Raw genomic sequence first — 23,247 nt, 5'->3', positions numbered from 1 at the left:
GCCCCACGATGAACGACAAGAGCATAAGGACGAACATGGCCGATTCCATCGCACCGCGCACGCAGGCACAAGCGGCGCTTCAGGTCGCCGCGCTCGGCAAGCGCGTGATGCTGCCGTCGGGCGAACTGGTGATCCTGGACGATGTGTCCTTCGACATCGCGCCGGGCGACACGGTGGCGATCGTCGGTGCATCCGGCTCGGGCAAGAGCACGCTGCTGTCGCTGCTGGCGGGGCTGGATACGCCGAGCAGCGGGCGCGTGGTGGTCGACGGCGAAACGCTGTCGACGCTGGATGAAGACGGACGCGCGCGCGTGCGCGGCGAGAAGGTCGGCTTCGTGTTCCAGAACTTCCAGCTGCTTCCGTCGCTCACCGCGGTGGAGAACGTGATGTTGCCGCTCGAACTGCGCGGCGATCGCGAGGTCGATGCGCCTGCTCGCGCGATCCTGGAGAAGGTCGGCCTCGGTCAGCGCCTGAACCATTACCCGCGCCAGCTGTCCGGCGGCGAACAGCAGCGCGTCGCGCTCGCGCGCGCGTTCGTCACGCGGCCCTCGCTCCTGTTCGCCGACGAGCCCACCGGTAACCTCGACACGCACACGGGCCAGGCGATCATCGAACTGCTTTTCGAACTGAATGCGCACGCCGGCACGACGCTGGTGCTGGTCACGCACGACGAGCACCTCGCCTCGCGCTGCGGCCGACTGCTGCGCCTGGAGAGCGGCCGGCTGGTGGCGTCGTGAGCCGCACGTCGGGCAATACGTTCGGACTCGCGTGGCGCCAGCTGCGCCGCGATCTCGCGGCCGGCGACGTGCGCATCCTGATCGCAGCACTGGTGCTCGCGGTATTGGCCGTCACCGCGGTCGGTTTCGTCACCGATCGCGCCGAGCGCGCGCTGGCGATCGAGGCCAACCGACTGCTCGGCGGCGATGCCGTCGTGCGCGCCGATTCGCCCATCACCGGCGCCGTGCGCCAGGCCGCCAACGCATCGCAACTGCAACGCACCGAAACCATCGAACTGCAGACGATGATCCGCGTCGGCGAGCGCCTGCAGCTCGGCGACCTGCGTGCGCTGGGCGAGGGCTTTCCGCTCCGTGGCGCGTTCCGCATCAACGGCAGCGATGGCGTCGAACGCGATGCCGGCAGCGTGCCAGCACGCGGCACGATCTGGATGAGCCGCGCCGGCGCCGACAAGCTCGGCGCGAAGCCTGGCGACCAGATTGCGCTGGGCGACGCGCAGTTCCGCCTCGCCGCGCTGGTCGTGCAGGAGCCGGACGCCGCGCTCGACTACTTCAACGTCGCGCCGAAGGTGTTCCTCAATCTCGCCGACGTGCCGTCCACGGGGCTGGTGCAGGAGGGCAGCCGCATCCGCTATCGCCTCGTCGTTGCGGGGCCTGCTGCCGCGGTGGAGACCTTCGTCGCGAAGGCGAAGCCGGCGCTCGGACGTGGGCAGCGCCTGGAAACCATCGCCGACGCGCGTCCTGAAATCCGTTCCGCGCTCGATCGTGCCGGCCGCTTCCTCGGTCTCGCCGCGCTCGTCTCCGTCGTGCTCGCCGCGGTCGCGGTCGCGATGGCCGCGCGTCGCCACAGCGCACGGCATCTGAGCGGCACCGCGGTGATGCGCTGCCTCGGCGCGAGCCAGCGGACGCTGGTCGGCATCCAGGTCGGCGAACTGCTGATGCTGGGCGTCATCGCCAGCACCATCGGCGTGCTGCTCGCGTTCGCGCTGCAGTGGGCGATCGGCGGCTGGCTCGCACAGGCGCTGAAGCTGTCGATACCGCCCGCCGGCCTGATGCCCGCGCTGCAGGGTTACGGCGTCGGTCTGGTCGTGCTGATGGCGTTCGGTGCGCCGCCGGTGCTTGCGCTGCGTCGCGTGCCCGCGCTTCGCGTGCTGCGTCGCGATCTCGATCCCACCGAGCCGAGCGCGTGGCTGGTCGGCATCGCCGGCTTTGTCGGCCTCGCCGCGCTGTTGTGGTGGAAGGCGGGTTCGGCGGCGCTTGGGCTGTCGATGCTCGCCGGCATCGCCGCAACGCTGCTGGTGCTCGCGCTGCTGGCGTGGGCGCTGATCCTCGTCGTGCGCCGCGTGCGTTCGCGCCTGCGCGGCAGCCTGCGCTACGGTCTGGCGAACGTGAGCCGTCGCGCCGGCACGAGCATCGCGCAGGTCTCGGCGCTGGGGCTGGGCCTGATGGCGCTGCTGCTGCTCACCTTCGTGCGCACGGACCTCCTGGACCGCTGGCAGCTCGCGCTCGCCGCGGACGCGCCGAACCGCTTCATCATCAACGTGCAGGACGACCAGGTCGACGCCGTGCGCGCCTTCGTCGCCGAGCAGGGCGTGGCCGCGCCGACGCTGTATCCGATGATCCGTGGTCGCCTCACCGCGCACAACGGCAAGCCGGTCACCGGGAAGGACTACGAAGCGCAGGGCGAACGCGCGCAGCGTCTGGCCGAACGCGAGTTCAACCTGTCCGTCGCGGACCATCTTCGCGATGACAACCGCATCACGGAAGGCAAGTTCTGGACCGGCAAGCCTGCAAAACCCGAAGCCTCCGTCGAGGAGGAGCTCGCCAAGCGTCTCGGCTGGAAGATCGGCGACCGCATCGCGTTCGACATCGCCGGCCAGCCGTTCGAAGCCACCATCACCAGCCTGCGCAGCGTGGAATGGGAGAGCTTCCGGCCGAACTTCTTCGTGATCGCCTCGCCCGGCTCGATGGACGGATTGCCCGCCAGCCACATCACCGCGGTGAGCGTGCCGCCCGAGCGCACGCGATTCACGGCCGATCTGGTGGCGCGCTTCCCGAACCTGTCGGTCATCGACATCGACGCGGTGCTCAAGCAGGTGCGCAGCACGGCCGACCAGGTGTCCACGGTGGTGGAAGTGGTCTTCTACTTCTCGCTGGTCGCCGGGCTGCTGGTGCTGATGGCCGCGGTGAGCGCGAGCCAGGACGAACGCCTGCTCGAAGGCGGCGTCATGCGCGCGATCGGCGGCAGCCGTCGCCAGCTGCGATTGGCGCAGGCGTCGGAGTTCGTCGCGATCGGCCTGCTGTCCGGCCTGACGGCGGCGATTGCCGCCTCGCTGCTGGCCGGTGTGGTCGCCACGCAGGTGTTCGACCTGCCCTGGGAAGCGGACTGGCGGATGGCGGCCGTCGGCGCGGTGGCCGGCGTGCTCGCCGCGCTGCTCGCCGGCATGTTCGCCACGCGACGCGTGCTGGATGCGCCGCCGTCGGTGACGTTGCGGGAATTGCAGGGCTGATTCGCAAGCAGCCCCTCTCCGCAGAGAGGGGCTGGGCGGGTTACTGCATCACCGGCTGCGGGCGTGCGCTGAAACGACGCGCGTAATCGCGCTCCTCGACGACGCGGTCGACCTCTTCGGTGGCGAGCTCCGGCGCGCCGTAGACGGCGTAGGCGATCTCGCCGTCGCGTACCCCGATCTGGTGCAGGCGGTAGCGAGGGCGGCCGCCCCCGGTGTTCTCGGGGTAATGCAGCGGCGGCTCGGCGCCATCGATGTCCAGTTCGCTGTTGTCGACCGTACCGCCGACGAAGAGGGCGCGCATCGCGATTCTCCTTTGGGCTTTGCACGATGGTGGCGCGCCGCGCGTTGAATCGGCATGAAGCCGAGGCCGGACGCGGCGTCGCACGCGGGTAGAATTGACGGCAATCACCCTTTTTCCATGCCCGGGACTGCCCATGCGCGCCGAAGACGGCGACGACGCACTGGAAACCCTGTTCCTGCCGTTCATCGACGGCACGCTCGCGTGGCCGTCCGACGGCGCGCTGTTCCTGCGTGCACGCGACGGCTGGCCGCTGCACCAGCGCGCCTGGCCCGGGCTGCGGTGCGAACAGAGCTTCCGCCCTGCCGCCGATGCGCTGGAGCGTTCGGGCCTGTCGCTGGCCGAGGAGGACGAGACCTCGCGCGTCCCGCTCGTGCTCGTCCTCCCGCCGCGCCAGCGCGACGAATCCCGCGCCTTGTTCGCACGTGCCATCGCGCGCTGCGCCCCCGGCGGGCGCGTCGTCGCGTGCGTGCCCAATAACGAGGGTGCGAAGTCGGCCGAGGCGGACCTCGCGCGTATCGCGGGCCCGGTGGGCAACCTGTCGAAGAACAAGTGCCGCGTGTTCTGGACCGCGCCGCTGGATGGCCCCGCCGACGCCAATCTCGCCGCGCAGTGGGCGCAGGCCGACGCACCGCGCCCCATCGCCGACGGCCGCTTCGTGAGCCGGCCGGGTGTGTTCGCGTGGGATCGCATCGATGCGGCCTCGCGCCTGCTCGCCGATCACCTCCCGCACGATCTGGCGGGGCACGCGACGGATCTCGGTGCGGGTTACGGCTACCTCACCACCGAGCTGCTCGCGCGCTGCCCCGGCATCCGCGCGGTCGATCTGTACGAAGCGGAGCGTCGCGCGCTCGACCTGGCGCGCGTGAACCTCGCGCCGTTCGCCGAGCGTGTCGCGCTGCAGTTTCACTGGCACGACGTCACGCGCGGCATCGACGACCGCTTCGACGTGATCGTCTGCAATCCACCGTTCCACGCGCAGGGCCGCGGCGATCGCCCCGACATCGGCCGACGCTTCATCGCCGTCGCCGCGCAGGCGCTGAAGCCCGGCGGACGCCTGTGGCTAGTGGCGAACCGGCATCTTCCGTACGAAGCCGAACTCGATGCGCATTTCGGCAACGTGCGCACGGTGGCGCAGGAAGGCGGATTCAAGATCGTGGATGCAACGAAATCGCGCGAAGGACGCACTGCATGAAGCTGGTCAAACTCATCGCCAACCTCGGTTACGGCAGCCGCAAGGACGTCGCGGCGATGTTCCGCGAAGGCCGTATCACCGATGCGCAGGGCGAAGTGCTATACGCCGACGACAAGGTCGGCCACGACGCGATCCGCATCGACGGCGAACCGCTCGATCCGCCAGCCGGCATGACGCTGATGCTGCATAAGCCGATCGGCTACACGTGCTCGACCAAGGATCCGGGCCGCGTGATCTACGACCTGCTGCCGCTGCGCTTCCGCGCGCGTTCGCCGCTGCTGTCGAGCGTCGGTCGGCTCGATCGCGACACCAGCGGCCTGCTGCTGATGACCGATGACGGCGCGCTGCTGCATCGCATCGTCTCGCCGAAGGCGAAGCTGGCGAAGGTGTACGAAGCGACGTTCGCGCACGATCTGCGCGGCGACGAGGGCGAGGTGTTCGCCAGCGGCACCTTGATGCTCGAATCGGAAAACACGCCGCTTGCGCCCGCCGCGCTGGAGGTGCATGACGCGCGCCACGCTGCATTGACGCTCACCGAAGGCCGCTATCACCAGGTGCGACGCATGTTCGCGGCCGTCGGCAACCACGTCGATGCGCTGCATCGCAGCCGCATCGGCGGTCTTTCGCTCGGCGATCTGTCTGCCGGCAAGTGGCGCATGCTCGATGCGGCAGATCTCAATGCGCTCTTCGGAGGCGCGGCATGACGCTCGACTTCACGCCCGCGGCGGTGCTGTTCGACATGGACGGCCTGATGATCGAAAGCGAACGCGCGCTGCTGCAGTGCTGGCGCGAGGCGTCGCAGGAACTCGAGCTCGAGCTCGAGGATGCGCTGTGGCTGTCGTTCGTCGGGCTGTCCGATCGCGCCTGCCACGCTTTGCTTCTGGAACGTCTGGGTGACGAGGCACTGCTCAAGTCGCTGCTGCACGGCCTGCAGGTGCGCTACGACGCCCACGTGGAAGCGGGGCTGCCAGTGAAGATCGGCGTGCTGGAACTGCTCGCGTTGCTGGAAGAACGCGGCATCCCGCGCGCCGTCGTCACGTCCACCCGCCGCGAGCGCGCGCTGCAGAAGCTCACCACCACCGGCCTGCTGCCGCACTTCCACGACGTGATCGCCGGCAACGAGGTGCAACACACCAAGCCCGCCCCGGACATTTACCTGCTCGCCGCGCAACGCCTGGGCGTGCCGCCGTCGGAATGCGTGGTGCTGGAGGATTCCGTGCCTGGCGTGCGCGCGGCGCTCGCGGCTGGCATGACGCCGATCCAGGTGCCGGACCTGGTGATCCCCGATGACGCCGTGCGTGCGCTCGGCCACCGCATCGTCGATTCGCTGGTGCATGCGCGGGCATTGATCGAGCCGGCGCTGAGGTAAAGCCCTTACTCCATCAACCGCTTCCACCCCTCGACGCCCAGCTCCTCCAGCGTCGCGATATTCCGCTCCACGATCACATCCGGATCCGGGAATGCGGCCACCGCGCGATCGATGCTCGCCTCGCGCAGCAGGTGCAGCGTCGGGAACGGCGCGCGGTTGGTGTAGTTGCCCATCTCGTCGGGATACGTGCCGGCGAACTGGTACTGCGGATGGAAGCTCGCGACCTGGATCTCGCCTTCCAGTCCGAGCGCCGCGACGGCCGCGTCGGCGCGATCGAGGAAATCGTTGTAGTCCAGGAAGTCCGTAAGCACGTGCGGATGCACCAGCAGCGTGGTGTCCACGGCCTGCGCATCGGTTTGCGACAGCAGCGACAGCTCCGCGGTCAGTTCGTCCAGCAGCGCCTCGGTCGTCGTCGCTTCGCTCAGCACGAAGCGCACCTGATGCTTCACGTACACGGCTTTCGCGAAGGGGCACAGGTTGAGCCCGATCACCGCGCGCTCCAGCCAGCGGCGGGTCTGCGCGATGGGGTCCTCGCCGCTCATGTCAGTCGCGGAAGTTTTCGAACTGCAGCGGCCGTTCGAACTCGACGCCGCGAAGCAGCGCGATCGCGGCCTGCAGGTCGTCGCGCTTCTTGCCCGTCACGCGCAGCTTGTCGCCGTTGATCTGGCTTTCGACCTTGAGCTTGGCATCCTTGATCGACGCCTGGATCTTCTTGGCCAGTTCGCGCTCGATGCCCTGCTTGACGGTGATCTTCTGCCGCGCGCCGGCGAGGTTGGTTTCCACGTCGCCGAACTCCAGGCAGCGCACGTCGATGCCGCGGGCGATCAGTCGCGCACGCAGGATGTCGTTCATCTGCTTGAGCTGGAAATCGCTCGGCGCCGATTGCGTGATGGTCTGGTCTTCCAGCACGAACTTCGCGTCCACGCCCTTGAAATCGAAGCGGGTGCCGAGCTCGCGGTTGGCCTGGTCGACGGCGTTGGTGAGTTCGTGGCTGTCGACTTCGGAGACGATGTCGAAGGAAGGCATGGGCCGCTCCGGAGGGCGTTTCGGGGGCGCAAAGGGTAGCGCAGCGGGCGCGAAGCTGCAGCGTTGGAACGCTGTGTCGGCGCATGACGGCCGTTGGCGCACGGCGCGGAAACATCGGGCCGACTAGACTTTGCCGATTCGTCTTGAAGGAGCACCGCATGTCCACGCCCGCCTATGCCGCGCTGAGCGCGACCACGCCGCTTGCGCCGTTCGCCATCGAGCGCCGCGAGCCGGGCCCGCGCGAAGTGCTGATCGACATCCTCTACTGCGGCGTCTGCCACTCGGACATCCACCAGGCGCGCGACGGATGGGGCGGCTCGGTATTCCCGATGGTGCCGGGGCACGAGATCGTCGGCCGCATCGCCAAGCTCGGCAGCGAGGTCACTGCGTTCAAGCTCGGCGAGGCGGTCGGCGTCGGCTGTTTCGTCGATTCGTGCCGCCAGTGCCCGTCGTGTGAAGCCGGCGAGCAGCAGTACTGCGACTTCGGCATGACCGGCACCTACAACAGCTTCGAGCGCGACCATGCCGATCGTCGCCGTCAGGATCGCAGCCGCCCGACCTACGGCGGCTATTCCACGCAGATCACCGTCGACGCCGGTTACGTGCTGCGCATTCCCGAGTCGATTCCGCTCGATCGCGCCGCGCCGCTGCTGTGCGCGGGCATCACCACGTACTCGCCGCTCAAGCATTTCGGCGTGAAGCCAGGCGATCGCGTGGCCGTGGTCGGCCTCGGCGGCCTGGGGCACATGGGCGTGAAGCTCGCCGCCGCGATGGGCGCGCACGTCACGGTACTGAGCACGTCCGAATCCAAGCGTGCCGATGCGCTCGCGCTGGGCGCGCAGGATTTCGCGGCGACGCGCGACGGCGAGGTGTTCAAGAAGCTCGCAGGCAGCTTCGACTACATCCTCGACACGGTATCGGCCGAGCACGACTACAACGCGTACCTCAACCTGCTCAAGCTCGACGGCACGATGGTGCTGCTCGGCCTGCCGGAAGCGCCGGAATCCGTGGCCGCCGGCGTGCTGATCCGCAAGCGTCGCCGTCTGGCCGGCTCGATGATCGGCGGCATTGCCGAGACGCAGGAAATGCTCGATTTCTGCGCGGCGCACGGCGTGGCGTCGGATATCGAAGTGATCCGCATGGATCAGATCAACGAGGCGTACGAGCGCATGCTGAAGTCGGACGTGCGCTACCGGTTCGTGATCGATATGGCGAGTTTAAAGGGCTGATCTGGTCTGCCGCGGTCTCCTCGCGTCATCCCGGCGAAAACCGGGACCCAGGCCCGTAGCGTCCGGGCACTCTCGTACTGGCGAACCACCTCACCGCCATTCCAGCGAAAGCTGGAACCGGTCCCAACCGTCATCCCGGCGAAAGCCGGGATCCAGGCCCGCAACATCCGGGCACTCCGGCAGCGGTGAGCCACATCACCGTCATTCCAGCGAAAGCTGGAATCCATCTTGTCGTTGCTCTTGCTCGTCATTCCCGAGAAGGCGGGCCGCTTCTGGGCCGCCGAATGGCGGCACCATCCAGGGACGTTTCATGCTTTCCCTGTAACGTGCGAAGAGCAAAAGAAGAATCACCCGCCAAGCTTCCGATCGCCTGCGGCGCTCGGGTCACTTTTCTTTGCTTGCCCAAAGAAAAGTAACCAAAAGAAAGGGCCTTCCATATGCCCAAATCAATCCCACGACCGGAAAGCGAGTAGGCGCGTTCGCGATTCGCCATCCATGGCTCAGCGCTCACCGCCGCACATCCTGTGCGGCGCCCTTTGGGGCTAGCGACGTATAGGCTGTTCGAATCAACAGCAACAGCACACAGCACACAGCACACAGCACACAGCACACAGCACACAGCACACAGCACACAGCACACAGCACACAGCGACGGCAACGCTGAAGGCCTTCGCCGATGAGCGGCTCCTGGCCTTATAGTGCGGACCCCACCCGCCGGTTCCCGCCATGCCTCCCTCCCGCAACGCGCACCAGGGCCGCGCCATGCTGACCATGCTGGTCGCGGTGGCGATGTTCGCGATGATGGATGCGGGGCTGAAGCAGTTGTCCACGCACTATCCGCCGTTCCAGGTGGCGTCGCTGCGCGGCGCGGCATCGCTGCCGCTGGTGCTGGTGTGGGCGCTGTGGACGGGCGGCGTTGCGCCGCTGCTGCGCGTGCGCTGGTCGCTGCACGTGCTGCGCGGGGTGCTGGGCGTGGCGATGATGGCGACGTTCGTCTACGCCGTGTCCAAGCTTCCGCTGTCGACGACCTACTCGATCTTCTTCATCGCGCCGCTGCTGATCACCGCGCTCTCGGTGCCGGTACTGCGCGAGAAGGTCGGGCCGCGACGCTGGGCGGCGATCGTCGTCGGCCTCATCGGCGTGATCGTCCTGTTGCGGCCGACGGGCGAGGGCATGATCAGCCTCGCCGCACTGGCGGTGCTCATCGCTGCGGTGATGTACGCCGTCAGCGCGATCACCGTCCGCATCCTCGCGCGCACCGACAGCACGCAGTCGATGATGGTCTGGCTGATGGTGATGATCGCGCTCGGCGCGGGCGCGCTGGCGTGGCCGGAATGGGTGGCGATCCGCCGCGAGGACTTCTGGCTCATCGCCTTCATCGGTGTCGCAGGCGCGTTCGGCCAGTACGCCATCACCGAGGCATTCCGCCTGGGCGAAGCCTCCGCCATCGCGCCGCTGGAGTACACCGCGCTGGTGTGGGGCGTGCTGTTCGACCTGACGTTCTGGGGCGTGTTGCCCGACGCGATCACCTGGGTGGGCGCGGCGATCATCGTCGCCAGCGGCCTGTACCTGATCCGTCGCGAGAAGGTGCACGCGGAAGCCGAGCACCCGTAGGCAGCATCACACGCGTCGTGCGGTCGTTCGCTTCGCCGCAGGTTTGGCGGCCTTCGTGACGGTCTTCTTCGCGACCTTCTTCGTCACTTTCTTCGCAGCCTTCTTCACCGCCTTCGCCGGCGCTTTCGTCGCCTTCTTCGAGATCGCCTTCCGCCCGCGCGTGATCGGTTCCGGCGGTGGCAGCCGCTCGCCGTAGAACACCTGACAGGTCTCGCAGAAGAACGCGCGGCGCTGGAAATGGCCGAGCTTGGCGCGATACGACAGCCGCGTGCCGTCGCGCGGGCAGATCTGCTTGGTGTGCACCTGGTAGTGCTTGCGCAGGACGAACTGCTTCTTCCAGTGCAGGAAATCAAAGCTGTATTCGCGCGCCTGCGTGATCAGCTCGCCGAGCTTGCGCGAGGACAGCGCGCCGACCTGGCTCTCAGGGTGCACGCGGATGCGGTGCAGCACTTCGTTCTTGATGATGTTGCCGACGCCGGCAAAGATCGTCTGGTCGAGCAGCGCGTCGGCTGCGAGCAGCGTTGGCCTGGCCTTGAGCTTGCGGCGCGCCTTCTTCGGATCCCACGCATCGGCCATCACGTCGCCGCTCCAGTCGTAGACGACGTCGAGGTCGCCTTCGATGTAGCGCAGCGAGCATGCGTAGAAGTTCAGTTCCTGCCCGTCGTCGAAGCGCAGGCTCATGCGCGGTGCGGCTTCGCGTCGTTCGTTGATGCGATAGCTGCCGAACAGCATGAAGTGCACGCGCGTCGCGAACGTGGGGAAGCGGATCAGGAAGTGCTTGCCCCAGCTGCACAGCGCGGTGATGCGCTCACCGCGCATGCGCTGGAGGTCGAGCCGGCTGTTGCCGCTGACCTCCTCGACCACGCGCCCTTCGAATCCGATCGCCTCCTCGCGGAGGATGACGATCGTGGGACCTTCGGGCACGGGCGGATCAGCGCTCGGTGCTGGCCGACAGCGCCGCGTTCAGCTGCGCGTTCCCGCTGACCAGATCGGCCCAGCGCAATTCCTGGCCATTGCGGCGACCCTTCTCGACGAGCTTGAGGCCGTCGGCATCGATGGTCAGGGTGTAGGCGCGTTCCTCGATTTGGATTTCGCGACGCAGGGGCTTGTCGAGCTTGGTGGTCATGCGCAACTCCTTGCAGGGGGAATTCAGGGGTCACCGCGACCCTACGGGGAGGCGGTTAGCGTGGCGTGAATGCGTTCAGCGTGCGGTCGAGCCGCGAGCGCGCTTCGTGTGAAGTCGTCCCGCGACCGAAACGAAACGGGCCCCAGAGGGGCCCGTCTCGCGTGCATGGAACGGTGCGACTTAGAAGCGCGCGCCGAGGCCCACGCCCACCGTGACCGGATTCAACTCGGCCTTGCCGACGTTGGCGCCGTCGACGGTGACGTTCGGCTGGCCGGTGGTGTCGTGCATGTAGCGCACGTCCGCACGGGCGAACCACGTCGGGGTGATGTTGACGTCCACGCCGGCGGTCGCGATGGCGCCCTTGGCGGTTTCGACGCCGATGTGCTGGCCGGCCAGCGGGCCGGTCGGCTCGGCCTTCTCGCCGTCGGTATTGGCTTCGAAGTAGCCCAGGCCCACGAACGGACGCACGATGCTCTGCGTGTTACCGAAGTGGTACTGGCCGCTCAGCGCGTACGGCTGGGTGTCGACGCTGGCGACCTTGCCATTGGGCGTGCGCACGCGGTTGCCGAACTTGTCGGCCGCGCCCCACGCCTCGATGGCGATGTTGTCGGTGATGTAGTAGTTCGCGCTCAGCGTGGCGGCGCCGTCGCCGTCCACGTTGGTGCGCTCGCCGGCAATCATCGGATTCTTGGTCGGTTCGGCCAGCGTGTAGCCGCCGACGACCGCGAACTTCTTGACGCTGGTATCGGGACCGGTGATCTCCTGCGCGAAGGCAGGGGCGATGGCGAGGGTGGCCACGACGGCCAGGGTCAACTGACGAAAGTGCTTCATGGAGAAATCTCCTGTTATTGGTTTATCGATCACGCCTTGGGGGAGGCATCGCCTTTGAAGGCGCCGCCACCGTAGCGATCGGTCGATGAACCGTTCTTGCCGTGCAATCGCGATGCGCGGAACTTTCGCGCCGCGCTCACGGCTACGCGCTGTGCGAGCGTCTGCCACGTTCGTGATGAATCGTGCTTGACCATGCGCTCGCGTCGTTGACGAACGCTCCACGCATCGGCTTTCCGACGGGCGTGTATTCGCGGTGGAGGACAACGCGGCACGCAGGAGGCAAGATGGAAACCCACGGAAAGGGCGGGGGGAGTGCTCCATGAATCGACAGTTAGCGTCGTGCGCGTTGTGCCTCGCGTTCGTGGCCGCGCCGGCCTTCGCGGCCGAGGTGGACATCGACGCTTCGTGCGACATCGACAGTGACTACGACCTGACCATCGACGAACGCAGCGTCATCCTGACGCGCGAGGCCGGCGTGCCGCACGCGATCGTCATGCGGCAGGGCAGGCTCTTCGTCGACGACCGCTGGGTCGAGTTGAACGCCGCCGACCGCCAGCGCATCGCCGAATTCGAGCAGGGCGCGCGCGCCGCGATGCCGGAGGCCCAGGCCATCGGGCGCGACGCCGCGGACATCGCCTTCACGGTGCTGGGCGAAGTGGCGACTGGATTCGCCAGCGACCCGAAGCTGGTGCAGCAGAAACTCGATCGCGCGCGTTCGCAGATCGACGCGCGGCTCGCACGCTCGGTCACCGCGACGCGCTTCAACGGCCGCGAGCTCGGCGACGGCATCGGCGAAGCGGTGGCCGAGGTGATCCCGAGCATGATCGGCGACATCGTGTCCGGCGCGATCGGCGCGGCCTTCAGCGGCGATGCGTCGCGGCTCAAGCGGCTGGAAGACCTGGACGCCCAGATCGACGCCCGCGTCGAACCGCGTGCCCGGGCGCTGGAAGCGCGGGCGCAGGGCCTGTGTCGCCGCATGGTCGAACTGGACCGGATCGACGACGCGCTCGAATTCCGCCTGCCGGGCGGACAGCCGCTGGGGCTGCTCCGGGCGAGCCGGCCGGACGAAGACACCCCGGCTGCGAACGCCGCCGAGGAAGCGGCCCGGGCCGGGCAACTTCCTGAAAAGACACGCTGAGTACCGGATACCGGTACGTACGGAAGTCTTGGTTGGCGCATGGGCCGCCAAACCGCACAATAGGGTTTTCGCGTCTGCGGGACCCCCCCACAATGGCTGAGCTCAAAGAAGCACGCGTTCCCGACATCGGGGACTACGACGGCGTGCCGGTGATCGAATTGCTGGTCGCGGTAGGCGACACGGTGAAGCTGGACCAGGGACTGGTCACGCTCGAATCGGACAAGGCCACGATGGAGGTTCCGGCGCCGTTCGCCGGCGTCATCCGCGAGATCAAGGTCAAGATCGGCGACGAACTGGCCGAAGGCAGCGTGGTCGCGCTGATCGAACCGACCGACGGCGCGCCGGCGGCCGAAGCGCCGAAGCCGGAGGCACCGAAGGCCGAGCCAGCCAAGGCCGCCGCGCCGGCCCGCGCCGAACCCGCCGCGCCGTCGCAGCAGGTGCGGGCGGCGGAGACGGGTACCAGCGTGGAGCCCGTCGTCGTCCCGCAGCAGGCCGACCGCATCGCGCAGGCGTCCATCGATGCCTCGCGTCCGGGCGTGGACCCGGAAGCCATGCCGCCGCGCAGCCCGCCGGTGACGTTCGACTCCAATGAACTGATGCCCGACAAGGTGCCCTACGCCAGCCCGGCGGTGCGCCTGTTCGCGCGTGAGCTCGGCGTGGACCTGGCGCAGGTCGGCGGCAGCGAGCGCGGTGGCCGCATCAGCCGCGAGGACGTGCAGAAATTCGTGAAGTCGGTGATGGAAGGCGGCGCCGCGCCGTCGGCCGGCGCCGCACCGGTCAGCGGTGGTGGCGGCCTCAACCTGCTGCCGTGGCCGAAGGTCGACTTCGCCAAGTTCGGCGAGATCGAGAGCAAGCCGCTCTCGCGCATCCAGAAGCTGTCCGGCGCGAACCTCGCGCGCAACTGGGCGATGATCCCGCACGTCACGCAGCATGACGATGCCGACATCACCGATCTGGAAGAGCTGCGCGTCGCGCTCAACAAGGAAAACGAGAAGAGCGGCGTCAAGCTGACGATGCTCGCTTTCCTGATGAAGGCATCCGTCGCCGCGATGCAGAAGTACCCGACCTTCAACGCCTCGCTGGATGGTTCGGGCGAGAACCTGGTGCTGAAGAAGTACTTCCACATCGGCTTCGCCGCCGACACGCCGAACGGCCTGGTCGTTCCGGTCGTGCGCGACGTCGACAAGAAGGGCGTGCTGCAGATCGCGCAGGAAACCTCGGAGCTGGCGAAGAAGGCACGCGACGGCAAGCTCGGCCCGGCCGACATGACCGGCGGCTGCTTCTCGATCAGCTCGCTCGGCGGCATCGGCGGCACGAAGTTCACCCCGATCGTCAACGCGCCGGAAGTGGCGATCCTCGGCGTGTCGAAGTCGGCGATCCGTCCGGTGTGGGACGGCAAGCAGTTCGCGCCGCGCATGATCCTGCCGCTGTCGCTGAGCTACGACCACCGCGTCATCGACGGCGCCGCCGCCGCGCGCTTCACCGCGTACCTGGCGCAGCTGCTGGCCGACATGCGGCGCGTGCTGCTGTGACGCAGCGCGCGCTGGGGGTGGCGCTTGCGGCGTTAGCAGCGCTGGCGACGACGTCCGCCGCACACGCCGCCGATGCGTGCGCGGTCGACCTCGGCCGGGGCTGGCCGCCGGCGACGGAGAACTACGGCACGGCCGTGGAGCAGCTGTTCTTCGGCGGCGCCAAGCCCGTGCTCAGCCTGACCCGCCTGCCCGCGCGCAGCGTCGAGAGCGGCGTGCAGCTGTTTGCCGGCGAAGGCGAGGGCGACTGGCGGCTTCGCTTCACCGAAGCGGACGAACGTGTCGAAGTGTGGAGCGGCGGCAAGCGCGAGCTTCGCGTCGGCCAGCAGCCCGACGTCGTCGAAGTGCCGATGCCGGCCGCGCTTGCGCGTCGCGTCGTGACCGACTGGCAGCGCGCGCTCAGCACGCAGGTGCCGGCCGACCGCGCGGCGCAGTTCCACGAAGGCGAGGTGCTGCTGTTCGTCGTCGGTGAATCCGCCACTGGCGAGCCGCTGCGCGTCAGCGGGCTGCAACCCGCGTGCGGGCCGACCGCCGAACTCATGGAACAGCTCGGCCTGCTGATCGAGGCCACCGACGACAGCGACGAGAAGCGCTTCAAGCGCTGGCGCAAGCTCGAGGAGTCGCTGGACGAGCTGGAATCGCAACTGGAACAGACGCTCGCCGGCGCCACCGGCTGAGTCGCAGGAGACCCCCACAATGGCGACGATTGAAGTCAAGGTGCCGGACATCGGCGATTACGACGGCGTGCCGGTGATCGAGCTGCTCGTCGCCGTCGGCGACACGGTGAAGAAGGACCAGGGCCTGGTCACGCTGGAATCGGACAAGGCCACGATGGAAGTGCCCTCGTCCGACGAAGGCGTGGTGAAGGAAATCAAGGTCAAGGTCGGCGACAAGGTCGCCGAAGGCGCAGTGATCGTCGTGCTCGAAGGCGCGGGCGAAGCCGCTGCACCGAAGGCCGAAGCGCCCAAGGCCGCTGCGCCTGCCGCGCCGGCTGCTCCCGAACAGGCCAAGCCGCCGGTGGCACCGTCGCCGGCCGCACCGCCGAGCGAGGCGCCCAAGCCCGCGCTCGGCACGGGCCGCAAGGCCGACATCGAATGCCGCATCGTGGTCCTGGGCTCCGGCCCCGGCGGCTATACGGCGGCGTTCCGCGCGGCCGACCTCGGCCTGGATACGGTCCTCATCGAGCGCTACGCCAGCCTCGGCGGCGTGTGCCTCAACGTCGGCTGCATTCCGTCCAAGGCGCTGCTGCACGCAGCGGCGCTGATCGATGAAGCCGCGCATTCGTCCGACATCGGCATCAGCTTCGGCAAGCCGAAGATCGACCTCGACAAGCTGCGCGACTTCAAGCAGAACAAGGTCGTCGGGCAGTTCACCAAGGGCCTTGGCGGCATGGCCAAGCAGCGCAAGGTGCGTACGGTGCAGGGCGTCGGCAGGTTCGTCTCGCCCAATGAACTCGAAATCACCGGCGATGACGGCAAGACGCAGCTGCTGCGTTTCGAGCAGTGCATCGTCGCGGCCGGTTCGCAGGCCGTGAAGCTGCCGAACTTCCCGTGGGACGACCCGCGCATCATGGATTCCACCGACGCGCTGGAACTGGCCGAGGTACCGAAGAAGCTGCTCGTCGTCGGCGGCGGCATCATCGGCCTGGAGATGGCGACGGTGTACCGCGCGCTGGGCAGCGAAGTGACCGTCGTGGAATTCATGGACCAGCTGATGCCGGGCGCCGACAAGGACCTGGTCAAGCCGCTGGCCGATCGCCTGAAGAAGCAGGGCGTCATCGTCCATCTCAAGACGAAGGCCGCGAAGGTGGAAGCCTCGAAGTCCGGCATCACCGTCTCGTTCGAGGCGGCCGAAGCCGGCGCGACGCCCGCGCTGGAGAACGGCACATGGGATCGCGTGCTGGTCGCGGTCGGCCGCGCGCCGAACGGCAACAAGATCGACGCCGACAAGGCCGGCGTGCAGGTGACCGATCGGGGCTTCATCCCGGTCGATCGCCAGATGCGCACGAACGTGCCGCACATCTTCGCCATCGGCGACCTCGTCGGCCAGCCGATGCTGGCGCACAAGGCCACGCATGAAGGCAAGCTCGCGGCGGAAGTCGCGGCCGGCGAGAAGCGCGAGTGGGTTGCGCGCGTCGTGCCGTCGGTGGCGTATACCGATCCGGAAATCGCCTGGGTCGGCGTCACCGAAACGGAGGCGAAGGCCAAGGGCCTGCATGTCGGCGTGGGCAAGTTCCCGTGGGCGGCCTCCGCGCGCGCGGTGGGCATCGGCCGCGGCGAAGGTTTCACCAAGCTGATCTTCGACGAGAAGACGCACCGCATCATCGGCGGCGGCATCACCGGCGTGCACGCGGGCGACCTGATCAGCGAAGTCGCCCTCGCCATCGAAATGGGTGCCGAGGCCGGCGACATCGGCGCGACGATCCACCCGCACCCGACGCTCAGCGAAACGGTGGCGATGGCGGCCGAAGTCTACGAAGGCACCATCACCGACCTGTACATCCCGAAGAAGAAGTAAGTCGGGACAGCAGCTGCAACGAAACAGGCGCGGATTTCCACGCCTGTTTCGTTTGCGTCGCAGCAAGCCGGATCAGAACGAGAACGACACGCCCGCGACCGGACCCTTGAAGCGGTGGTCGAGGCCGAGCGAGCCATCGCGACCGCCGCGGCGTGCATCGAGCTTGAACCAGTCGTAGCCCACGAACGCGCCGAACACCGGCGTGAAGCGGTATTCGACCGCTGCATTCGCGCGCGAGATGCTTCCGTCGTAATCGCCGAAATCGCCCCAGTCGGCGTCCAGGTACTGGCCCTGCAGGTTGATCAGCCACTTCTCGCTCGGCGTGAACGTGAAGCGCGCACCGACCACCGGCGCATAGCCGTCTTCCTGGTCGCTGTCCTCGTAACGGTACGGCCCGGCTTCGGCGAGCAGCTTGCCGTCGAGCTTCGCCCACTCGGCACCGATCTGCAGGCCCATCTCGAAGGTGTCGGTATCCACCACCGCGTAGTCGTACATCAGGCTGGCCAGCGTGAACTCCACCTCGGCGCGCGCGAAGCTGCCGGCCGGGATCGTGTACACGTCGTAGGACAGGTCACGATCGAGCGTGGTGGTGTTTTCCTTGTCGTACTGGAAGTAATCAAACACCAGGCGCTGGCGATCGCTGAAGCGGAACGTGCCGTCGATTCGCGGCGACACTTCGTTGCTGCCGAAATCGAAGTCCTGGCTGTAGCGGTAGTCCTGCCCCATGAAGGTCGTGTTGGCAGTCAGTTCGCTGGAAGCATCGGCATCCATCGCGCCGATGCGGAGGGTGAATCGATCGTTCTGTTGCGCCTGCGCGGCGCCGGCGAAAAATACGGAAGACAGGGCCAACGCAAGGCCCAAACGCTTCAACTCCATCATCAGTCCACTCCATCGAGGCGATTGCGAGTGCGTAATGGAGCCTCAACGGACATGCAGCAGAAGTGAAAGCGCGCGCATCGCATGCGTTGATGTGGCGATGGCGCGTTCGAGCGCAAGCGCGCTCACATGCGACTCACGCGAGCTGCATCGTCGTTGCGCGAAGTGGGGAATGACGTCGATGCGCAGTGCGCATCACTTCAGTGCGATGCGCGACCAGACGTCAGCGAAGAACAAGCGCGCACACAGCGCGGGGCGACACAAAGCGCGGGTCGACACAAAAGGAGAAGCCCCGGCGCGAGCCGGGGCTTCGGAGGGCCCACCTAGACTGCCGTTGACGAGGAGAGAGCGTCGGCGGGCGATCGCTGGTTGGGACCGGGCAAGTCCCGAAAGGTTCCGCGCTTCGCGGCCGTCATCGAAAAACCGGATCGACGTCACACTGCGACGGCGTCCTGCCGGCGCGCCTCGATGCGCTTCCAGATCTTCTCGTGGAAGTGGAAGGCGACCGTGTTGCAGGCGGGCTCGACGAGGGCGAGGGCGCCGCCGACCCAGACGCTGCCCGTCATCAGGTAGCCGACCATGAAGGCGACGCTGAAATGGACGGCGGCGAAGCTGAAAGTCTTGGCCATGGGGAGAGTCCTTCCAACGAGAGTGGTTCTCATTATGCGGACGCCTGCCAGCGGGTCCAATCGAATGTTCCGGCCGGCCCGATAGTTTCGGCCTATTGTTCGAGAAAGAGTCGTAGGGCCGCCGAACCGTGCGGATTGGCCCGAATCCGGGCGAAATCCGGGCTTCGTGACTGGCGCCGGTTGCCCGGACTTAAGGGGACCTTTATACTTTTGCGGCTCTACCGGGCGCTTTGCGCCTGCCCCAGACCGACGAGTCCCGCGTGCACGATCCCTTGTCCGCAGGCCGCCGGCTGGCGTCGCGCGCGACTGCCTGGCAGGCCGCCGCGGCAGCGCTGGCCGCGCTGGCGTTCATCCCCCTCGGGGCGCCAATGGCGCTGGCGGCGGCGGTGGGCGGCGGTGCAGTCGTCGCAGGCGGACTGGTGGCGGCCCTGATGGCCCTGGGCGGCGGCATCCAGCCGGCCGGCATGGCGATGGGGCGGCTTCTGGCCGGGGTGATGTTGAAGTGGGTGGTGGTGTTTGGAGTTTTAACCCTCGGCCTGGCCGGGTTCAAGCTGCCGCCATTGCCGATGCTGGTGGGAGTGCTCGCGGCGACGCTGGCATTCGTATTGGCCAATCTTTTGAAACGATAAGGTGTCTTTCGTGAGCGAACAGACCGGTTCGGGCGGCCTGAACGAATACATCCAGCATCACCTGCAGCAGAACACGATCGAAGTGTTCGGCGGTGCGTTCCATATCGACACCTGGGCGGTGTCGCTGGTGCTGGGTCTGATCTTCATCGGCTGGTTCGCGTTCTTCGCGCGCAAGGCCACCGCCGGCGTGCCGTCCAAGGGGCAGGCATTCGTCGAGCTGATCCTGGAGTTCATCGACGGCCAGGTGAAGGACAGCTTCCATGGCGACCGCCGTTCGATCACGCCGCTGGCGCTGACTATCTTCATGTGGGTCGTGCTGATGAACGGCATGGACCTGCTGCCGCTCGACCTGCCGGGCTGGCTGGTGAAGACGACCGCCGGTGCGGAAGTCGCGCACCACACCTATTTCCGCTGGGTCCCGACCGCCGACCTCAACACCACGCTCGGCCTGTCCGTCGTCGTGTTCTTCCTGATCCTCTACCACTCGGTGAAGGCCAAGGGCGGCTTCGGCTTCGGCAAGGAACTGCTGACCGCGCCGTTCCATGCGCACGGCACCGGCGCCAAGATCGCGCTGGCACCGGCGAACCTCGGCCTCAACGTCATCGAATACCTCGTCAAGCCGGTCAGCCTGGCGATGCGACTGTTCGGCAACATGTACGGCGGCGAGCTGGTCTTCATGCTCATCGCCGGCCTGCTGGGCGGCGGCCTGCTGATGTTCGTGCCGGGCGTGCTGTTCAACACGGCGTGGGCCCTGTTCCACATCCTGATCGTGCTGCTTCAGGCCTTCATTTTCATGATCCTCACCGTCGTCTACATCGCCGGCGCGTACGAGAGTCACTGATTTCGCTTTACCGCTTCACCTTCCAAGCTTCACCTTCCTTAGTCGTCCAAACCAAAACGTTTCAGTAGGAGAAAACCATGGAATTCATCGCCAGTGTGCAGGGCCTGACCGCTATCGCGATCGGCATGATGGTCGGCCTCGGCGCGATCGGCGCGTGCCTCGGCATCGCGCTGATGGGCTCGAAGTTCCTTGAGTCGGCTGCCCGCCAGCCGGAACTGGTTCCGATGCTGCAGGGTCGCATGTTCCTGCTGGCCGGCCTGATCGACGCGGCGTTCATCATCGCGCTGGCCGTCGGCCTGCTGTTCGCCTTCGGCAACCCGCTGCTGGGCGCGCTGCAGACCGCCGCTGGCGCCTGATCCCGGGCCGCAAGCCGATCTATTGAGCCGTCCGTGACCCGGGCGGCTCTCCCGGGCGTAACCGCCCGAAAGACAAGCGTTCCATCGGAGCTGTCATGAATATCAACATGACCTTCTTCGGCCAGATGATCACGTTCGCGATCCTCATCTGGTTCACGATGAAGTTCATTTGGCCGCCGCTGAACAAGGCGATCGAAGAACGTCAACAAAAGATTGCCGAGGGCCTGGCTGCTGCCGAGCAGAGCCAGAAGAACCTCGCGCAGGCACAGCAGAGCGTCGACGCCGAGCTGCGCAGCGCGCGTACCAAGGCCAACGAGATCATCGAGCAGGCGCACCAGCGCGCCAATCAGATCATCGACCAGGCCAAGAACGACGCGATCGCCGAAGCCAACCGACAGAAGTCGGCGGCCGAAGCCGAGATTGCGGCGGCATCGAACCGCGCCCGCGAGGAACTGCGCAAGCAGGTCTCCACGCTGGCCGTGACCGGCGCCGAAAAGCTGCTCAAGCGCGAAATCGACGCCAACGCCCACAAGGCGCTGCTCGACGAGCTGGCAGCCCAGCTTTGATCTGTGCACACGGCATCACCCAGGCTCGCTCGAGCGGAATGATCTGAAATGACCCAGGCCTTGACCCTCGCCCGTCCGTACGCACGTGCCGCCTTCGCGCTTTCGCGCGAGGGCGGTCGCACCGCTGCGTGGTCGCAGGCGCTCGCCTTCGCTTCGCGCGTGGCTGCCGATCCGCAGGCGCAGGCGCTGCTCGGCCACCCGCTGCTGAACCCTGCCGACGCGGTCGGCCTGCTTGCGCCGGACGGCGCCGATGAAGCCTTCACCCGCTTCCTCGGCCTGCTCGCCGACAACCGCCGCCTCGTGCTGCTGCCGGAAATCACCGGCCAGTTCGAAGAACTGCGCGCCGAAGCCGAGCGCGTGGTCAAGGCGAAGGTCACCGCTGCGAGCGAGCTGCCGTCCGCCGAACTCGACGCCATCAAGGCCGCGCTGAAGAAGCGCTTCGGCCGCGAGGTCGAGATCGAGACGGCGGTCGATGCCTCGCTGATCGGCGGCGCCGTGATCGACGCGGGCGACGTGGTCATCGACGGCTCGCTGAAGGGCAAGCTCGAGCGCCTGCAGTCGACGCTGTCGCAATAACGAATTCATCTGCAATTCCGGTCTATGCCGGATCAAGGGACTCAACCCATGGCAACCACCACGCTCAACCCGTCCGAAATCAGTGAACTGATCAAGACCCGCATCGAGAAGGTCAAGCTGACCGCCGAAGCGCGCAACGAAGGCACCGTCACCTCGGTGTCGGACGGCATCGTGCGCATCTACGGCCTGGCCGACGTGATGCAGGGCGAAATGATCGAGCTGCCGAACAGCACCTACGCGCTGGCGCTGAACCTGGAGCGCGACTCGGTCGGCGCCGTGGTCCTGGGTGACTACGAGCACCTGCGCGAAGGCGACGTCGCCAAGACGACCGGCCGCATCCTCGAAGTGCCGGTGGGTCGCGAACTGCTCGGCCGCGTCGTGAACGCGCTGGGTGAGCCGATCGACGGCAAGGGCCCGATCGGCGCCTCGCAGACCGCTCCGGTGGAGCGCGTCGCCCCGGGCGTGATCTGGCGCAAGTCGGTCGACCAGCCGGTGCAGACCGGTTACAAGACCGTCGACGCGATGATCCCGATCGGCCGCGGCCAGCGCGAGCTGGTCATCGGCGACCGCCAGACCGGCAAGACCGCCCTGGCCATCGACGCGGTGATCAACCAGAAGGGCACGGGCATCAAGTGCGTGTACGTGGCGATCGGCCAGAAGGCCTCGACCGTCGCGAACATCGTGCGTCGCCTGGAAGAGAACGGCGCGCTGGCGCACACGATCGTCGTCGCCGCCACGGCGTCCGAATCGGCCGCCATGCAGTACATCTCGGCCTACTCGGGCTGCACGATGGGCGAGTTCTTCATGGATCGCGGCGAAGACGCGCTGATCGTGTACGACGACCTGTCCAAGCAGGCCGTGGCCTACCGCCAGATCTCGCTGCTGCTCAAGCGTCCCCCAGGTCGCGAAGCCTACCCGGGCGACGTGTTCTACCTGCACAGCCGTCTGCTTGAGCGCGCCGCGCGCGTGTCCGAGGAGTACGTCGAGAAGTTCACCAACGGCGAAGTGAAGGGCAAGACCGGTTCGCTGACCGCGCTGCCGATCATCGAAACGCAGGCCGGTGACGTGTCCGCGTTCGTGCCGACCAACGTGATCTCGATCACCGACGGCCAGATCTTCCTGGAAACCGACCTGTTCAACGCCGGCATCCGCCCGGCCGTGAACGCCGGTATCTCGGTGTCGCGCGTCGGTGGTGCGGCCCAGACCAAGATCATCAAGAAGCTGTCGGGCGGCATCCGCATCGCGCTCGCCCAGTACCGTGAGCTGGCTGCGTTCGCGCAGTTCGCCTCCGACCTGGACGAAGCCACCCGCAAGCAGCTCGAGCGCGGCCAGCGCGTCACCGAGCTGATGAAGCAGAAGCAGTACGCGCCGATGTCGATCGCGCTGCAGGCCCTGTCGATCTACGCCGTCAACGAGGGCTACCTCGACGACGTGCCGGTCAACAAGATCCTGGCGTTCGAAGAGGGCCTGCACGCCCACTTCGTCAACACGCAGGGCGAACTGGTCAAGACGATCAACAGCACCGGCAACTGGAACGACGAGATCGAGGCGACCTTCAAGAAGGGCATCGCCGAGTTCAAGCAGACCGGTACCTGGTAAGCGACGAAAGTCGGTCATCCGCGCGGGCTCAGGCCCGCGCCGTTGAATCCAAGCAGACG

General features: G+C 67.2%; 24 protein-coding genes and 1 pseudogene. 17 read left to right on the top strand and 8 right to left on the bottom strand.

Going from position 1 to position 23,247, the window contains the following annotated elements; translation table 11 throughout:
• Positions 1-35 precede the first annotated feature (35 nt).
• Both GOY17_RS17050 and GOY17_RS17045 read left to right on the top strand, forming a co-directional pair.
• Complete coding sequence (locus GOY17_RS17050) at positions 36-737, top strand: ABC transporter ATP-binding protein (RefSeq protein WP_157031266.1); 702 nt, start codon at positions 36-38, stop codon at positions 735-737.
• Positions 734-3,244, top strand: coding sequence for an ABC transporter permease (locus GOY17_RS17045; protein WP_157031265.1), 2,511 nt, complete (start codon positions 734-736; stop codon positions 3,242-3,244). The genes GOY17_RS17050 and GOY17_RS17045 overlap by 4 nt, the downstream gene beginning before the upstream one ends.
• A 40-nt stretch (positions 3,245-3,284) precedes the next feature.
• On the opposite strand, the gene GOY17_RS17040 is transcribed toward GOY17_RS17045, so the two are convergent.
• Positions 3,285-3,545 carry a hypothetical protein gene (locus GOY17_RS17040; RefSeq protein ID WP_115841939.1) on the bottom strand — a complete coding sequence of 87 codons (261 nt, stop codon included), beginning with the start codon at positions 3,543-3,545 and terminating at the stop codon, positions 3,285-3,287.
• Positions 3,546-3,678: 133 nt separating this feature from the next.
• On the opposite strand from GOY17_RS17040, the gene GOY17_RS17035 reads away from it, so the two are divergent.
• Genes GOY17_RS17035 through GOY17_RS17025 form a run of 3 tightly spaced genes read left to right on the top strand, consistent with a single transcriptional unit; the run spans position 3,679 to position 6,106 of the window.
• A complete protein-coding gene (locus GOY17_RS17035; protein ID WP_157031264.1) occupies positions 3,679-4,737 on the top strand; it encodes a class I SAM-dependent methyltransferase in 1,059 nt (352 codons plus the stop codon).
• Positions 4,734-5,441 (top strand): pseudouridine synthase, encoded by a 708-nt coding sequence (locus tag GOY17_RS17030; protein ID WP_157031263.1) that lies wholly within the window; start codon positions 4,734-4,736, stop codon positions 5,439-5,441. Before GOY17_RS17035 ends, GOY17_RS17030 begins: the two co-directional genes overlap by 4 nt.
• Positions 5,438-6,106 carry an HAD family hydrolase gene (locus GOY17_RS17025; protein ID WP_157031262.1) on the top strand — a complete coding sequence of 223 codons (669 nt, stop codon included), beginning with the start codon at positions 5,438-5,440 and terminating at the stop codon, positions 6,104-6,106. The genes GOY17_RS17030 and GOY17_RS17025 overlap by 4 nt, the downstream gene beginning before the upstream one ends.
• A gap of 5 nt (positions 6,107-6,111) precedes the next feature.
• Here GOY17_RS17025 and GOY17_RS17020 read toward each other — a convergent pair whose 3' ends face one another.
• Together GOY17_RS17020 and GOY17_RS17015 are read right to left on the bottom strand one after the other, a co-directional pair.
• Positions 6,112-6,648 (bottom strand): DUF1415 domain-containing protein, encoded by a 537-nt coding sequence (locus tag GOY17_RS17020; protein WP_157031261.1) that lies wholly within the window; start codon positions 6,646-6,648, stop codon positions 6,112-6,114.
• 1 nt (position 6,649) lies between these two features.
• Positions 6,650-7,132 (bottom strand): YajQ family cyclic di-GMP-binding protein, encoded by a 483-nt coding sequence (locus GOY17_RS17015; protein ID WP_157031260.1) that lies wholly within the window; start codon positions 7,130-7,132, stop codon positions 6,650-6,652.
• A gap of 158 nt (positions 7,133-7,290) precedes the next feature.
• On the opposite strand from GOY17_RS17015, the gene GOY17_RS17010 reads away from it, so the two are divergent.
• Positions 7,291-8,361 carry an NAD(P)-dependent alcohol dehydrogenase gene (locus GOY17_RS17010; protein ID WP_157031259.1) on the top strand — a complete coding sequence of 357 codons (1,071 nt, stop codon included), beginning with the start codon at positions 7,291-7,293 and terminating at the stop codon, positions 8,359-8,361.
• A 726-nt stretch (positions 8,362-9,087) separates the two neighbouring features.
• Positions 9,088-9,975 (top strand): DMT family transporter, encoded by an 888-nt coding sequence (locus GOY17_RS17005; RefSeq protein ID WP_157031258.1) that lies wholly within the window; start codon positions 9,088-9,090, stop codon positions 9,973-9,975.
• 192 nt (positions 9,976-10,167) lie between these two features.
• Here the strand turns inward: GOY17_RS17005 and GOY17_RS17000 are convergent.
• The 3 genes and pseudogenes from GOY17_RS17000 to GOY17_RS16990 form a co-directional block, all read right to left on the bottom strand.
• Positions 10,168-10,899, bottom strand: a pseudogene (locus GOY17_RS17000) (DNA-formamidopyrimidine glycosylase family protein); the annotation flags it as partial.
• Between the two features lie 7 nt (positions 10,900-10,906).
• A complete protein-coding gene (locus tag GOY17_RS16995) occupies positions 10,907-11,101 on the bottom strand; it encodes a hypothetical protein (RefSeq protein WP_115841930.1) in 195 nt (64 codons plus the stop codon).
• 180 nt (positions 11,102-11,281) lie between these two features.
• Complete coding sequence (locus GOY17_RS16990) at positions 11,282-11,932, bottom strand: OmpW/AlkL family protein (RefSeq protein WP_157031257.1); 651 nt, start codon at positions 11,930-11,932, stop codon at positions 11,282-11,284.
• 253 nt (positions 11,933-12,185) lie between these two features.
• On the opposite strand from GOY17_RS16990, the gene GOY17_RS16985 reads away from it, so the two are divergent.
• The 4 genes from GOY17_RS16985 (at position 12,186) to lpdA (ending at position 17,116) form a co-directional block, all read left to right on the top strand.
• Complete coding sequence (locus GOY17_RS16985; RefSeq protein WP_232338471.1) at positions 12,186-13,070, top strand: DUF2884 family protein; 885 nt, start codon at positions 12,186-12,188, stop codon at positions 13,068-13,070.
• Between the two features lie 92 nt (positions 13,071-13,162).
• Positions 13,163-14,602, top strand: coding sequence for a dihydrolipoyllysine-residue acetyltransferase (locus GOY17_RS16980; RefSeq protein WP_157031256.1), 1,440 nt, complete (start codon positions 13,163-13,165; stop codon positions 14,600-14,602).
• The gene (locus tag GOY17_RS16975; protein ID WP_232338470.1) at positions 14,599-15,276 is read left to right on the top strand and encodes a hypothetical protein; all 678 of its coding nucleotides are present in this window, start codon (positions 14,599-14,601) and stop codon (positions 15,274-15,276) included. The genes GOY17_RS16980 and GOY17_RS16975 overlap by 4 nt, the downstream gene beginning before the upstream one ends.
• Positions 15,277-15,295: 19 nt before the next feature.
• Positions 15,296-17,116: a dihydrolipoyl dehydrogenase gene (gene lpdA / locus GOY17_RS16970; protein WP_157031255.1), complete on the top strand. Its 1,821-nt coding sequence runs from the start codon at positions 15,296-15,298 to the stop codon at positions 17,114-17,116.
• A 72-nt stretch (positions 17,117-17,188) separates the two neighbouring features.
• Here the strand turns inward: lpdA and GOY17_RS16965 are convergent, their stop codons facing one another.
• Together GOY17_RS16965 and GOY17_RS16960 are read right to left on the bottom strand one after the other, a co-directional pair.
• Positions 17,189-17,992, bottom strand: a complete 804-nt coding sequence (locus GOY17_RS16965) for a hypothetical protein (RefSeq protein WP_115842077.1) — start codon at positions 17,990-17,992, stop codon at positions 17,189-17,191.
• Positions 17,993-18,426: 434 nt separating this feature from the next.
• Positions 18,427-18,621: a DUF2061 domain-containing protein gene (locus tag GOY17_RS16960; protein ID WP_157031254.1), complete on the bottom strand. Its 195-nt coding sequence runs from the start codon at positions 18,619-18,621 to the stop codon at positions 18,427-18,429.
• Between the two features lie 260 nt (positions 18,622-18,881).
• Here GOY17_RS16960 and GOY17_RS16955 point away from each other — a divergent pair, with 260 nt between their 5' ends.
• The 6 genes from GOY17_RS16955 (at position 18,882) to atpA (ending at position 23,188) form a co-directional block, all read left to right on the top strand.
• Positions 18,882-19,250, top strand: a complete 369-nt coding sequence (locus tag GOY17_RS16955) for a hypothetical protein (protein WP_232338469.1) — start codon at positions 18,882-18,884, stop codon at positions 19,248-19,250.
• 10 nt (positions 19,251-19,260) lie between these two features.
• Positions 19,261-20,091, top strand: coding sequence for a F0F1 ATP synthase subunit A (atpB, locus tag GOY17_RS16950; protein ID WP_115842075.1), 831 nt, complete (start codon positions 19,261-19,263; stop codon positions 20,089-20,091).
• Positions 20,092-20,168: 77 nt separating this feature from the next.
• Entirely contained in the window at positions 20,169-20,447 is a 279-nt protein-coding gene (gene atpE / locus GOY17_RS16945; RefSeq protein ID WP_115841924.1) for a F0F1 ATP synthase subunit C, read from the top strand.
• A 95-nt stretch (positions 20,448-20,542) separates the two neighbouring features.
• Positions 20,543-21,013 (top strand): F0F1 ATP synthase subunit B, encoded by a 471-nt coding sequence (locus GOY17_RS16940; RefSeq protein WP_115841923.1) that lies wholly within the window; start codon positions 20,543-20,545, stop codon positions 21,011-21,013.
• A gap of 48 nt (positions 21,014-21,061) precedes the next feature.
• Positions 21,062-21,589 (top strand): F0F1 ATP synthase subunit delta, encoded by a 528-nt coding sequence (locus tag GOY17_RS16935; RefSeq protein ID WP_115841922.1) that lies wholly within the window; start codon positions 21,062-21,064, stop codon positions 21,587-21,589.
• Between the two features lie 48 nt (positions 21,590-21,637).
• On the top strand, positions 21,638-23,188 hold the full coding sequence (gene atpA, locus GOY17_RS16930; RefSeq protein ID WP_115841921.1) for a F0F1 ATP synthase subunit alpha: 1,551 nt from the start codon (positions 21,638-21,640) through the stop codon (positions 23,186-23,188).
• Positions 23,189-23,247 lie beyond the last annotated feature (59 nt).

The organism is Lysobacter soli, assembly GCF_009755585.1.
GTDB classification, from domain to species: Bacteria; Pseudomonadota; Gammaproteobacteria; order Xanthomonadales; family Xanthomonadaceae; genus Lysobacter_J; species Lysobacter_J soli.
This window is presented reverse-complemented; position numbering and strand designations above follow the sequence as displayed.

Bases quoted from the DNA above. Each gene is read 5' to 3' on its own strand.
- GOY17_RS17050 (WP_157031266.1), top strand. From the start codon at position 36: ATGGCCGATTCCATCGCACCGCGCACGCAGGCACAAGCGGCGCTTCAG.
- GOY17_RS17040 (WP_115841939.1), bottom strand. From the start codon at position 3,545: ATGCGCGCCCTCTTCGTCGGCGGTACGGTCGACAACAGCGAACTGGAC.
- GOY17_RS17035 (WP_157031264.1), top strand. From the start codon at position 3,679: ATGCGCGCCGAAGACGGCGACGACGCACTGGAAACCCTGTTCCTGCCG.
- GOY17_RS17030 (WP_157031263.1), top strand. From the start codon at position 4,734: ATGAAGCTGGTCAAACTCATCGCCAACCTCGGTTACGGCAGCCGCAAG.
- GOY17_RS17025 (WP_157031262.1), top strand. From the start codon at position 5,438: ATGACGCTCGACTTCACGCCCGCGGCGGTGCTGTTCGACATGGACGGC.
- GOY17_RS17020 (WP_157031261.1), bottom strand. From the start codon at position 6,648: ATGAGCGGCGAGGACCCCATCGCGCAGACCCGCCGCTGGCTGGAGCGC.
- GOY17_RS17015 (WP_157031260.1), bottom strand. From the start codon at position 7,132: ATGCCTTCCTTCGACATCGTCTCCGAAGTCGACAGCCACGAACTCACC.
- GOY17_RS17010 (WP_157031259.1), top strand. From the start codon at position 7,291: ATGTCCACGCCCGCCTATGCCGCGCTGAGCGCGACCACGCCGCTTGCG.
- GOY17_RS17005 (WP_157031258.1), top strand. From the start codon at position 9,088: ATGCCTCCCTCCCGCAACGCGCACCAGGGCCGCGCCATGCTGACCATG.
- GOY17_RS16995 (WP_115841930.1), bottom strand. From the start codon at position 11,101: ATGACCACCAAGCTCGACAAGCCCCTGCGTCGCGAAATCCAAATCGAG.
- GOY17_RS16990 (WP_157031257.1), bottom strand. From the start codon at position 11,932: ATGAAGCACTTTCGTCAGTTGACCCTGGCCGTCGTGGCCACCCTCGCC.
- GOY17_RS16980 (WP_157031256.1), top strand. From the start codon at position 13,163: ATGGCTGAGCTCAAAGAAGCACGCGTTCCCGACATCGGGGACTACGAC.
- lpdA (WP_157031255.1), top strand. From the start codon at position 15,296: ATGGCGACGATTGAAGTCAAGGTGCCGGACATCGGCGATTACGACGGC.
- GOY17_RS16965 (WP_115842077.1), bottom strand. From the start codon at position 17,992: ATGGAGTTGAAGCGTTTGGGCCTTGCGTTGGCCCTGTCTTCCGTATTT.
- GOY17_RS16960 (WP_157031254.1), bottom strand. From the start codon at position 18,621: ATGGCCAAGACTTTCAGCTTCGCCGCCGTCCATTTCAGCGTCGCCTTC.
- atpE (WP_115841924.1), top strand. From the start codon at position 20,169: ATGGAATTCATCGCCAGTGTGCAGGGCCTGACCGCTATCGCGATCGGC.
- GOY17_RS16940 (WP_115841923.1), top strand. From the start codon at position 20,543: ATGAATATCAACATGACCTTCTTCGGCCAGATGATCACGTTCGCGATC.
- GOY17_RS16935 (WP_115841922.1), top strand. From the start codon at position 21,062: ATGACCCAGGCCTTGACCCTCGCCCGTCCGTACGCACGTGCCGCCTTC.
- atpA (WP_115841921.1), top strand. From the start codon at position 21,638: ATGGCAACCACCACGCTCAACCCGTCCGAAATCAGTGAACTGATCAAG.